Annotated in this window: 11 protein-coding genes; 3 read left to right on the forward strand and 8 right to left on the reverse strand. The window is 44.5% G+C overall.

From position 1 onward, the window contains the following. Positions 1 to 171: 171 nt before the first annotated feature. Entirely contained in the window at positions 172 to 363 is a 192-nt protein-coding gene (gene rpmB, locus ACTTJ8_RS02535; protein ID WP_442715027.1) for a 50S ribosomal protein L28, read from the forward strand. Positions 364 to 440: 77 nt separating this feature from the next. Beyond that, entirely contained in the window at positions 441 to 2,390 is a 1,950-nt protein-coding gene (locus ACTTJ8_RS02540; RefSeq protein ID WP_442720217.1) for a glycoside hydrolase family 13 protein, read from the forward strand. 422 nt (positions 2,391 to 2,812) lie between these two features. Here ACTTJ8_RS02540 and panF read toward each other — a convergent pair whose 3' ends face one another. From panF to ACTTJ8_RS02580, 8 genes are all read right to left on the reverse strand, one after another. Beyond that, the gene (gene panF, locus ACTTJ8_RS02545) at positions 2,813 to 4,258 is read right to left on the reverse strand and encodes a sodium/pantothenate symporter (protein WP_442720218.1); all 1,446 of its coding nucleotides are present in this window, start codon (positions 4,256 to 4,258) and stop codon (positions 2,813 to 2,815) included. Further along, positions 4,252 to 4,533 (reverse strand): YhdT family protein, encoded by a 282-nt coding sequence (locus tag ACTTJ8_RS02550; RefSeq protein ID WP_442715024.1) that lies wholly within the window; start codon positions 4,531 to 4,533, stop codon positions 4,252 to 4,254. The genes panF and ACTTJ8_RS02550 overlap by 7 nt, the downstream gene beginning before the upstream one ends. A 277-nt stretch (positions 4,534 to 4,810) precedes the next feature. Then, on the reverse strand, positions 4,811 to 5,743 hold the full coding sequence (locus ACTTJ8_RS02555; RefSeq protein ID WP_442720219.1) for an ABC transporter permease: 933 nt from the start codon (positions 5,741 to 5,743) through the stop codon (positions 4,811 to 4,813). Positions 5,744 to 5,746: 3 nt separating this feature from the next. After that, positions 5,747 to 6,811, reverse strand: a complete 1,065-nt coding sequence (locus ACTTJ8_RS02560) for an ABC transporter permease (RefSeq protein ID WP_442715083.1) — start codon at positions 6,809 to 6,811, stop codon at positions 5,747 to 5,749. Positions 6,812 to 6,839: 28 nt separating this feature from the next. Next, positions 6,840 to 8,348, reverse strand: a complete 1,509-nt coding sequence (locus ACTTJ8_RS02565; RefSeq protein WP_442720220.1) for an ABC transporter ATP-binding protein — start codon at positions 8,346 to 8,348, stop codon at positions 6,840 to 6,842. A gap of 135 nt (positions 8,349 to 8,483) precedes the next feature. Continuing rightward, positions 8,484 to 9,530, reverse strand: a complete 1,047-nt coding sequence (locus tag ACTTJ8_RS02570; protein WP_442715082.1) for a BMP family lipoprotein — start codon at positions 9,528 to 9,530, stop codon at positions 8,484 to 8,486. A 124-nt stretch (positions 9,531 to 9,654) separates the two neighbouring features. Beyond that, on the reverse strand, positions 9,655 to 10,722 hold the full coding sequence (gene citC / locus ACTTJ8_RS02575) for a [citrate (pro-3S)-lyase] ligase (protein ID WP_442720221.1): 1,068 nt from the start codon (positions 10,720 to 10,722) through the stop codon (positions 9,655 to 9,657). Next, on the reverse strand, positions 10,722 to 12,074 hold the full coding sequence (locus tag ACTTJ8_RS02580) for a DUF1015 domain-containing protein (protein WP_442720222.1): 1,353 nt from the start codon (positions 12,072 to 12,074) through the stop codon (positions 10,722 to 10,724). Before ACTTJ8_RS02580 ends, citC begins: the two co-directional genes overlap by 1 nt. Positions 12,075 to 12,455: 381 nt before the next feature. Between ACTTJ8_RS02580 and ACTTJ8_RS02585 the strand changes: the two genes are divergently transcribed. Beyond that, the gene (locus tag ACTTJ8_RS02585; protein WP_442720223.1) at positions 12,456 to 12,659 is read left to right on the forward strand and encodes an NTP transferase domain-containing protein; all 204 of its coding nucleotides are present in this window, start codon (positions 12,456 to 12,458) and stop codon (positions 12,657 to 12,659) included. Positions 12,660 to 12,685: the final 26 nt, after the last annotated feature.

Consider the following 12,685-nt stretch of genomic DNA (forward strand, 5'->3'; position numbering starts at 1 on the left):
CATACTTGACGGGATTATGCGTGTGGCGGGTTTTATACTTTCATATTAGGTACAGATATGTAAGAATGAACCTCTACATAAATAAAGTACTTTACATAAAATAGTTTTTACTCTATACTATTCTGCGTTTCATTTTTTAATGATGATAGATAAAGCTAAGGAAGGTAAACTATGGCACGGAGATGCGATATCTGTGGAAAGGGACCGGTGAGCGGTAATACGGTGAGTAAATCGATGAATCACCAGCGCCGCGTATGGCGTCCTAATCTTATCGATGTAAAAACGGAAATTGATGGGCGTACCTTAACGCTGAAGGTGTGCTCCCGCTGCTTGAAGAGCAACTATGTTGTTAAGAAAGTCTAAAAATCCGTTTCTTCTTAACTGAAAGAGTCCTTGAGTAAGGACTCTTTTTTTATACTTAGACGATACCGGGAGATTCTATGAACCATTGGCTTACTACTGTTTATTCGGATTCAGGTGCAGTGTTTATCAGCAATCCTGCTCCTAAAAAAGGCGAGCAGATTACCGTCAGATTAAGAATGCTCCGCAATACTGATATCCGGTACGTTTATGTGCGTTTAAAAGAATTTGGGGTTCAAAAACTCATCCAAATGACGGTAGAAAAAGAGAAGAACAATCTTATCTACTATAAAGCAGCGCTGGTGTGTAACGAATCCCGGCTGCAGTATCAATTTTATCTCGTTACCGATTCTAAAATCTACTATTATACTCAGTACCGTATTACCGATTATATTCCGGATGAAAGCCGCGATTTTATTATCCTCACCGATTATCGGCAGCCGAGGTGGATTTCGGAAAGCGTCTGTTATCAGATTATGACGGATCGTTTCTACAATGCTAAACCGGAGCTGACGGTTCAAACAGATGAGTATTCGTATCAAGGGCACAAGCCTATAAGAATGGCTGATTGGAATGCAGAACCGCTGCCTTACAGTAAAAGTTATTGCATGGATTTTTATGGCGGCGATCTCTACGGCATCATTGAAAAACTGGATTACTTGCAAGAACTCGGCGTTACTGTTTTATATCTCAACCCCATCTTTACCGCTCCGACCATGCACAAATACGATTGCTTGGATTATTTTCATATTGATCCGCATCTTGGCGGGGATGAAGCATTTGCACAGCTGTGCCGGGAACTTCATGCACGGGGAATGAAAATCATTTTAGATATTTCAATTAACCATACAAGTTCCGCTGCCAAGTGGTTCAATAAATCAAATGAGTTTTATCCGCCTGAGGTAGGAGCGTATCAGAATAAAGAAAGCATTGAGCGCTCTTATTATTTTATTGATGATGATGGGGAGTACAGTAAATGGGCAGGGGTAGAAACCATGCCGAAGCTCAATTATACCAGCCAAGCGCTGAGGGATAGAATCTACCGGGATGCAGATTCAGTGCTGAAAAAATGGGTACTACCTCCGTATTCTATTGACGGCTGGCGTTTTGACGTAGCGGATTGTATGGCGCGGAACGAGCAGGCTGATTGTTATCATGAGGTATGGACGGAAATTAACCGTGAGTTAAAGGCGCTGAACCCTGAGCTGCTAATCCTTGCTGAAGACTGGGGCGATTGTTCCGAACTCTTTAACGGAGCAGAATGGGATTCTACGATGAATTACTTCGGCAGCGCCCGCCCCTTACGTGAATTTGCCGGAGAAGCTGATTTACTCAATGCCCGTGAACCGTTGCTGGCGGCACTGCCTGCCGGATGTACCGCACAGCAGCTCATGGAGCGGATTACCCAGTGCTATGCGGTAATGCCGACCGCTGCCGCTCATCAGATGTTCAATCTCCTCGATAGCCATGATGTACCCCGCTTGCATAATAATCCCCGTGTCAGTTACGAAGATTACCGTGGGGCGGTAACGGCATTGTTCGGTTTACCCGGCATGGCAAATATTTATTACGGCGATGAGGTGCTGCTCGCTGGAAGAATCGAAGATATGGAAGGATGCCGTTTTCCCATGGATTGGAACCGTCCCCTCGTTGACAGGAAAAAAGAGGCGTTTGAATTATACCAGACATTGAGCCGCCTCAAAAAGACATCAAAAGCATTACAGCAGGGCGGTTTTAAGGTCTTATATGCACAAAAGGCTGTCTTTGTCTTTGCCCGTTTTACCGAGGATGAAGCTGTACTGTTTTGTTGGTCGGTCAGCGCAAAAAAGGAAAGTCTGGAGATCGATGTTGCAGAATTTGGATTTCCTGAAAAACCGGTGAGTATACTCATCAATTCCGGTATTCAAATTGGTACCGGTAGTCGTGTCGGCTCCGATACTAAAGTTGCTCAAGCAGATACCTTCTTGCATCTTACGCTTGCTCCGCACGGCAGCGGAGTGGTGGGGATATGTTTGGTAGACGGCAAGTAGATAAATCGGCTTTTTGAAAAGATACGGGGAACCTCTAAAGACCTCAGCTCCTTAGAGGTTTTTCTAAGATTGAATTGCGATGGTTAAAATTCAGTCAGTATTTGTGTGGAGGTCTAATACTCATAAGCCGACTCGGAACAAAGAGTATTAAAGCCGGCTGCAACCACCTCGTCAAAAATATACATCCTTGTACATTGTTGACTGCGAGTTTTTGTTCAGTACCGCCACGGAGGGCGGGTGTGTTAAGCAGAAACGATGTTTTACAAAAAACTTCTTTTTGTAAAACTCGCAAGGCAATTTACAACACGGACGTTGTAAATTGGCACAACTCGTTTCTGTTTGGAACCACCGGCATCCGTGCCGGATCGCACACTCAGTGCGAAACCTTGAGCAGTACTCACAAGCCGCGTCGGGCTTGTTGTTTAGTCTCCAAAAAAGATATCCAGCGTTTCCTGCTTCGGTTCTTTTCCGAATTTTGTGCCGAAATAAAAGGCAATCAGTGCAATAACTAAGGATGGAACAACAGGGTGCATACCGAAGATAGGCGTTTTCATAATGGTAATATAGAGATACGAACCGGCGCCGGCAAGCATAGAAACAACAGCGCCCATCGCATTCGCTTTTTTCCAATACAGCCCTAACAGAATAGGTGCAAAAAAGAGCGTTTCTTGTCCGGCAAGTGCAAAAAGGTTAATCCACACCAATAATTCAGGAGGTCGCATTGCCAATAAAAACACGAGTATTCCAAATCCCAGTGAGCAGTATGTAGAAAGTTTTTTAACCTTTTCTTCCGCTGCGTCTTTTTCAATATAGTGCAAATAGATGTCTTTTATAATGGTAGAAGAGCTGATAATCAATAGGGAGTCAACTGTTGACATAATTGCAGCGAGCGGTCCGCCGATAAAAATGCCTGCTAACAAGGGGTGCAAATGCTTTAAGGCTAAAATTGGAATTATTTTGTCGCCTACTTCTACACCCGGCTCTACCGCAGCGCCCATCACACCGACCAAATGCATACCCAGCATCAGTATCCCGACAACGGACGTACCGACTACCATTGCACGGTGCATAGCTTTCGTGTTTTTGAAGCCCATACAGCGTACCGTCGTAGCCGGCAAACCCAAAATACCAACACCGACCAACGCCCAGAACGACAAAATAAAAGGCTTAGCAATATTTCCGCCGGAATCAGGTCTGAGTAAATCGGGATTCCGTTCCGCAATAGTACGCATAATCGATTCCATGCCGTTCCCTTTTTTCAGGATAACAAAGAACAAGATGAAAGTTGCAAGCAGCATCACAAAACTCTGTATAGCATCCGTCAGAGCAACAGCCCGGAAGCCTCCAATCGTGGTATAGGTGATAACAACAACGGCAAATATCGAAAGCCCGACAATGTACGGCGCACCCGTTACGCTTTCAAAGAGCCGCGCCCCGCCGACAAACTGAGCGACAATACCGCCGGTGAAAAAAATCAGCAGCATACATGCGCTCAAAATGACAACCGCATCGCTTTGATAACGCGCTCTTAAAATATCCAAGAGTGTTACCGCCTTCAGTTTCCGTGATAAAAGTGCCAGCTTTTTTCCTAAAATACCAAGTGTGAAAAAAGCTGTCGGAACTTGTATACAGGCAAGCAGTACCCAGCCGAGTCCGAGTCTATAGGCAACGCCCGGACCGCCGATAAAAGAGCTTGCGCCGACATAAGTAGCAATTAAGGTCATTGCAAGCACGATACCGCCCATATCGCGGCTTCCGATATAGTATTCTTCCGCAAAATCAGCGGTAAGCCGCTTTTTTTTATTTACCTGAAATGCGATAAAAAGCATTAAAATAAGATACAAGATAATCGGTACGGCAATCAGCATTTTTTTCCCTCCTCAGTTTGTGCATCACAACATGTATCCAGCGGTATATCTCGAAAAAAACACTTTACGACTACAAAAACCGCAATGTTTATCACCACCAGTCCCAAAACGCACGAATAAAAGAACCATTCAGGCAAGCCTAAAATATACCGGTATGCGCTTACCTCTTGCTCGCCGAAATAATACGCAAAAAAATACCACCATACAAAATAGAAAACATACAGCCCAACGGTCAACGCCGCTTCCTTATTCAGCTGTTTCCTATAATTTCCCATTTTCATTCCTCCTTATTCGCTTAATGAGGCTGCGCAATATTAGCTATGAGCAGCCGATGTTTTATCTTTGTTTTTCTTCATCGCAGAAGACGCACAGGTTCTAAAAAGGGGTATCTGCCGGGATCAGCTTTGAGGAGATCTTTGCGTCTTTTACGATGAGTTTTTATTACCATGGAGACACAAAGATACATAAATAGCTAATGGGCATCCCCAAAAAATGCAAACTCTTCAATAAACCTGTTCGGAAACTTTTGTTTCTGAACAGGTCTAATATATCTTAATACGGTTCGCCGTTTGCCTTAGGAGCTGCAGAGTTTTTACTAAATAGTACGAGGGCTATCAGCGTAACCAGATATGGGAATATCTTGAGCCATACCGGAGGTATACCGCTCAATGCCGGAATAACCTGCGATACGTTTGCAACGGTACGGGCAAAGCCGAAAAAGAAGGTCGCGCCCAAAATACCGAAAGGCTTCCATTGTCCAAAGATTAAAGCTGCAATAGCTAAGAAGCCAAGCCCGTCTACTCCGCCATTAAATTCACCGGAATAGGTTACCAAAATAATGGCACCGCCCAATGCGGAAAGAACCCCGCTTGCGCACACGGCAAAATACCGCATTTTATGCACATTAACGCCGGCGCTTGCAACAGCTGAAGGATGTTCGCCGCAGGCACGCAGCCGTAACCCGAATGAGGTTTTATAGAGCAATATCCACGAAAGAATCAGGATAGCTAAAACCAACCAAGTACTCCAGTATGCTTGCGCAAAAAACAATGACCCCAATACCGGAATTTTTGAAAGTCCCGGCACATCCTGCCGCACAATACCGGTAACCCGCACATTCCCGGATCCTGTTATAGTACGGGCAAGATAAATGGTTAAAGCAGTAGCAAGCATGTTAATTGCAGTACCGCTAATAACTTGATCTGCTTTGAGCGTGATGGAAGCAAAAGCGTGCAGCAGCGAAAACAAGATGCCGGCGGCGACAGCAACCAGCAATCCGATAGGAACGACAAGCCCGGCAGGCACAACGTTTTGCATCATATTGATAACAACGGCTGCAGAAAAACTGCCTACAATCATCAGTCCTTCAAGACCAAGGTTGGTAACACCGCTCCGTTCGCTGTACAAGCCTCCGAGGGAGGTTATAAGAAGAGGAATGGTATATGCAATTACATAAGGGAAAATTAATGCTAAAATATGCCACATAGCTTATGCCTCCTGTACTGTCTGTGCCGGAGGCTGCTGCTTACGAAGCTTTTTAGAGATAACACCCCAGAATCGCTTAAAGAGCAAACTCGTCGCAGTAAAGTAAATGATAACCGCAATAATAGTGTCCGCAATTTCGGGGGGCACTACCGTATTAGCGCTCATAAATCCTTTACCGACATGCAGCACACCAAAAAAGAGAGAACTGAGGGCAACACCGATAGGAGTACCTGCACCAAGCAGCGAGACGGCAATACCGTCAAAGCCCTGAGAAGGCATAATACCGATCTGCATATTGAGCGAATATCCGGTATAATAGGTAAGTCCGGCTAAACCCGAAAGTCCTCCTGCAATCATCATAGAAATAACGATATTTCGGTTAACTTTAATACCGGCATACTCAGCACAGTTCTTATTATAGCCAACAGCTTTTAGTTCAAAACCAAGGGTTGTCTTATCCAGAACAATCTTTAAGAATAGCATCGCAAGGATGCCGAGGAAAATACCGTAATTGACATATTCACTGTTAAAGAGGTTTGTGAGCCAGGGAGTTCTTAATGAACGGGCAACAGCAATCGATTTACTTTCCGTTTCAAGATATTCTGCTTTGAGATATCCCGGTACAATATAGAATACCATCCAGTATGCAATCCAATTCATCATAATAGTAGAAACTACCTCATGGACATTAAAGAGCGCTTTTAGCAGTCCGGGAACAAGCCCCCAGAGTGCTCCGCCTATAATTCCAATGAGAATAAGCAAGATAAAAAAGAGCGGACGCGGTAGGGAAGTTGCCGATAAGGCAAACATACTGCCGAGCAAACCGCCGATCAGCATTTGACCGGAACCGCCGATGTTAAAAAGCCCTGTTTTAAATGCGAATGAAACGGAAAGACCCACTAATAACAGCGTTGTTGCCGTTGCCAGTGTATTACCGATACGTTCAATATTCATCAAACCGCCGCGGAACAAATAGGTAAACGCAATAAGCGGATTTTCGCCGATAAACAGAATAAGAACCGCACCGGCAATCAAACCAAGCAATACGGCAGACAAACTTATTACCATATTATTGTCTGCAAGTGTCGTCTGTTTTTTAATGGTCACGGTGCCCTCCTTGTTTCCGCTCTCCTGCCATCAGTAATCCGACTTCCTCAACGCTCGTTTCTTCAGGACGTACAATTCCCGTTAGGGTTCCGCCATGCATAACAGCGATACGGTCAGATAAATTGAAAATTTCATCCAATTCAAAAGAGATAAGCAAGACGGCATGTCCGCTGTCACGATGCTTTACCAGTTCTTTATGAATTGCTTCGATAGCTCCGACATCCAAACCGCGGGTGGGCTGTACTGCGATGAGCAGTTCAGGATTCAGCAATATTTCCCGTCCGAGAATCGCCTTTTGCTGATTACCGCCGCTCAAGTTTTTTGCGGCAGAATAAAAACCTTCCCCGGATCGGACATCGAATTGTTTGACAATTTTATCGGCAAACGAGAATATCTCATTACTACGAAGGAATCCATGCTTTTGGAAGTCTGAAGTATAATATGATTTAATAATCGTATTTTCAGCAATGGAGTATTGCAGAACTAAGCCGTGTTTTTGCCGATCTTCCGGTACAACCCCCAGTCCTGCTTCATTGCGCTCACGGATTGAGAACTTGGTTATATCATTTCCGCACAGTGATACGGAACCATCCATAATGGGCAATAGACCGGAAATTGCGTGTACCAATTCGCTTTGTCCGTTGCCGTCTACACCGGCAATACCGACAATCTCTCCTCTCCGTACCTGCAGCGAAAAATCGTTAACCGCAGGCACCTTCTTTGCACCAATCACCTTGAGATGCTGAATATCAAGTATTACTTCTTCCGGTTTTGCAGGAGCCTTCTGTACTTTAAACTCAACCGGTCTACCGACCATTTTTGCTGCCATTTCATTTTTAGAAGTTGTTGCAACATCAATCACATCGATAAACTTACCGCGCCGGATAATGGTACAGCGGTGAGCAACATCCTTTATTTCCTGTAATTTATGGGTAATGAGAATGATGGATTTCCCTTCGCTGATTAAATTCTTCATTATTTGGATGAGTTCTTCGATTTCCTGCGGCGTTAAAACAGCCGTCGGTTCATCAAAAATGAGAACGTCTGCATTGCGGTAGAGCATTTTTAATATCTCCACACGCTGCTGCATACCAACCGTTATATCCATAATCCGTGCATTAGGATCAATTTGCAAACCGTACCGGGCGCTTAACTCCTTAATCCGTTGTTCTGCCTTACGGATGTCAAGGAAGAAAGAACCCTCCTGACCAAGAATGATATTCTCTGTAACAGTAAAGTTATGAACCAGCTGGAAGTGCTGGTGAACCATACCGATTCCAAGTTCGTTCGCATCATTCGGGTTATTGATAACGACCGGCTTTCCATTTACGAGGATTTCTCCTGCATCGGGATGGTATAAACCGAATAGAATACTCATCAGAGTAGATTTTCCAGCGCCGTTTTCCCCTAAAATAGCATGTATTTCACCTTTTTTTACCTGTAAGGTTATATCATCATTGGCAACAATACCGGGAAATTCCTTTCGGATATGGCGCATTTCGATAGCATATTGTTCAGACAGAGCAGACCTTCCTTTATTTAGAAAAACCACTAAACTTTTATTTAATTATTTATAAAGAAAATCCGAGGCAGTAAACAAGCTACGACCTCGGATTCACAATAAGCGCTTATATTAGCGGAACAAATCGCCTTGTTGGTCGGCAACTACAACCGCCCCGGATTTAATTTGAGCATACACATCCATAACCTGTTTTTGAACATCGTTCGACAGGTTGGGGTTTTCCGTGGGAATACCGACAGCATCTTCTTTTGCGGTCAACTGAAGTGTGCGTCCGCCTTTAAAGGTACCGCTCAGCTCTTCTTTAACCATATCAAAAGATCCCCGATCAATATATTTCATCGCAGAAGTTAAGACAACGGATTTTCCATCAGGAAGCAGTCCCTCGTTATACTGATTAACGTCAACACCGACAACCCAAACTTCTTTACCAACCTGACGGCGTGCCTTGGTTTCGTTGATAACACCGACACCGACACCGCCCGCTGCTGCGTGAATACACTTAACGCCGCGATCAAACATGGATGCTGCAATCTGCTGACCTGCTGCTATATCACTAAATGTCCCTTGATACACAAAATCTTCAGGATGCATTTCGATAGCGGTACCAAAATGTTCGTTCGCATATTTGATACCCTGCTGCCAGCCCCAGTTAAATTTTTGAACTGCGGGAATTTCCATACCGCCGATAAAACCGAAACGCCCCTCTTTCAACTGAAGCGCTGCAGCAAGACCTGCGGAGAAACCTGCTTCCTGTTCTGCAAAGATAATCCCAACGGTATTCGGACCGTTTTGCGCATCAGAGGAATCTGCCGGGTGAGCATTACCATCAATAAGTACAAACTTTGCATCAGGGTGTTTTGTTTGCGCTTTAAAAATTGCCGTTTCAAATTTAAAACCGGGACATACAATGAATTTATATCCTGAATCATACAAGTTATCAATCTCTTTTACATAGTCCGCCTCAGTTGTACCGACCGGTTTGAGGTATTTAATTTCAACACCGAGTTCTTTTTCAGCCCGGACAATACCTTCCCATGTACCTTGATTAAATGACTTATCATCAATCGTTCCGGCATCGGTAACCATACCGACCTTCATTGCTTTTTTTGCTGCTTTTCCGTCATCAGAACATGAACAGATAGCCCAGACACTGACCATCAGCGCTGCTGCTTTCAGCATTGTTTTTAAGTTTAATCTCCGCATAGTTGCGCCTCCTTAAATAACTTTTACCAGTATAACTCAATAAAAATACCCTGTCAAATCCGTATTACAGCAAAGTGTTTTAATAATGTGTCAGGTTCCCCATTGTTTTAATCATGCTGATAATAGCCGCTCCTTCAGGGGATTGAAAAAAGTGCAGACTTGCAGGGGGAAGAATGTCGGCTAATTGTTCCCAATTTTCTTCCTGCAGCAGAATCCGTGCTTTTGACGCACTGATCGGAACACCTGCGGCTTGTTTTCGAGGGATTACATGCAATTCTATCCCTTGCGCCGGTAATGCTTCCTGTAAGGTTCGGTTATAGAGCCCTGTTACGCGGCTGAACGGTTCATCCCCAACGAAGCGGTGAGTAATATGCAGGGCTTTTGCAATACGTGTAAACAAAGCGGCATCAAGAGCTGCTTGCAGGGTGATTGCCTCATCAGTATCCTTCAAAAAATAGGAAGGAAAGGTTGCCGAGGAAATAAGATAGTCATCGGTTCTATGATAGAAGAGGGTAGGGAGGCTCGCGGTATTTTCTTTGATCAAGCGCTCCCTCACGCTGAACGGTATTACAGAAGCATTATCCGAGACCATAAAAAGATGGAGCCGGTCGGTAACAGCTGCTGCCTGCTCAATCAAAAAAAGATGTCCCTTGGTAAAAGGATTTGCATTCATAACAATTGCACCGATGTTTTGTCTCGCAGCAGAAGGTTCTTCAGCTGCTGTAGGGGATTCTTTTTGCAATGTATCAAGATATTTTTCAAAACCCTTGCGTTTATTTTCTAGGAATACCAGTTTATCGCCGGCTGTTGCGACGGGATAAAAGCCGAGTTTTTCAAAAAATAATGCTGATTTCTGTTTTGTGTAAATAAAAAGATTGAAAAAGCCTTGTTCATTCCTGTCTGCAATCAATTCACTGACTAAAAGCGGGAGGAGTCCTTCCCCCTGTACATCCTTCCGTACAGCAAGGCAGCGCAGGGTGTTTTTATAGGCAGATCCGGTAGCAACAAGCTCCCCTGACTCGGAAAAAAGTCCATAAGTACAGTCGAGGTTTCTATCAAGGTGTAAGTTCTCTGCTTCCAGCAATGCAATGACTTGGCTGTATTGCTGCTCGCAAGCTGGTATGATCTTTTCAGTGTGATACGGCATTATGTATCAGGCTCGATGAGTTTCCGGCATTCAAGATAAAACCGCTTTTCGCTTGCTTCTCCCATCGAGAAACTCTTCCGCGGGAGGGAGCCTTGTTCCGCTATGGTAGAAAAGAAACTGTCCTTTTCTATGGGCGGTAGAAGAAGAGAAACTGCGTCTTTATACTGCGGGAGCCTGAATGCTTCCTCAGCACCATGGATATAATCGATTTCGAGCCTATGTGCTGCAATATATTCATCCAAAAGCGGCTGCAAGGCGCTGACTGCAAGACCTGACACTTCTGTATCTAAGCAGGTAAGGCTATTCTTTGGGGCAATAAAACCGAATGCACTGCTCGAATGTTCAACCCTATCCTGCAATTCCTGCGGTGTGCTGCACGCGAGGATAGTTCCTCCCAATTTCTGCTGCAAAAAACTGATCAGGTCTTGCGCATCCGTCCCGAAGATAACCCGATGGATCGGCTCAAACGTGAGTCCTTCGTCATAGAGGTTGACAATTTCAACAAGCGCATAGCGCAGCAGGCTGTGTTCAAGCTCCTTGGGCAGTGAGACCGTCCCGTCTTGTTGTTTAACGCCGCCGCATTGTTCTTTGTAGGCATCCCATACCGCCTTTGCCGTTGCCAGTGAATGATTCCCATCCCCTACAGCAAACATAAAAACCGAGCCGTCCGTCCCCGTGTTGGCAGTGTACAGCTGCTCAAGTGCCGTTTCTATATCGCCGGAATAGCCGGAAGGAATAGCCCATCCGGTAATGGATCCGGCATTCATCATGAGCGGGGCAGTATAGAGCGGTTCTGTCTTGGCAGTATGCAAAGCTGTACCGATTTTCTCGATTAAAAGCCGTGTTGGGTCATTTACAAGCAGCATAATATGCGGCATTTCGAGCGCCGCACCCTTCCTAATTTCCATACGGGGCGGCAGCCTCTCTACAATCGTTGCTTCGGTTGCCCGTATTTCCGCCTTTGAAGTAGGTCTCCAGTCGTATTTTTCCAGATCGATCGCGGTAACAATGCCTTTTCGCAAGCGGTTATACGCGGTTTTCCGCTCAATGTACAGCATCGAATGAACTGGTTCTGCAAAAATAGAGTCAGCAAGATAGGTTTTCATCGTGGATTGTATCTGTGCAATAGCGTGTTTCCGTTGATCTTCGGAGAGGGTATTCAAATAAACTTCTGGCAAAATCATGTGTAATGTTGAAGGAACATTTTTTGCAATGTCTGCCGCTTTCTGCCAATACTCAGTGTCCTGGGTATATTGATCACAGGCAATCACAGACCAGGCAGTGAGGTCTATGTTTTTATTAGGAAGCAAAATATCAGGCGTTTGCAACGCACATTTCTCAAATATATTCATAGCTTAATGATAAAGGATAATGGAAATAAATTCCAGTCTTTACGGCAGCTCCAATGGTCAAAGAAGGGAGATGGTATCCCCCTTGTCTAAGCAGAACCGCTAGAAACCGCTGGTTTAGCGCTGCCCGTATCTTTGAGTTGATAAAAAGTGCTATATGCCATATAATAGGGGCGATATTTTATGGATAAATAATTGGGAACCTCGAAAAACTTCAAGCCTATCGGCTTGTTCTGTAAGGAAATGGTTTATCATATCCGCAAAGCGGATTGCGAATCAGTTTTTTAGAAGTTTTCCGTAGATTTATTTGCGATGTAGGGGGCTCACGAATCTATTAGTCGTTGTAGCATTACCCTCTATACGGTCACTTACATGGAGGAGAATATGCAAGCAATTATTTTAGCAGCAGGTATGGGAAAACGGTTGAGATCCTACACAAAGGATGCAACAAAATGTATGGTCAAAGTCAATGGAAAAACATTGATAGAGTATACAATAGAGGCTTTGGTTGCTCATAAAATCAGTAGACTGGTGGTAGTTGTAGGATATAAAGGGCAGCTTTCACATCTGTCCAAGATAAATTCATAAGAGGAACTCCTGTTGGGAAGAACAAG

Source organism: Treponema sp., from assembly GCF_052169735.1.
GTDB lineage: Bacteria > Spirochaetota > Spirochaetia > Treponematales > Treponemataceae > Treponema.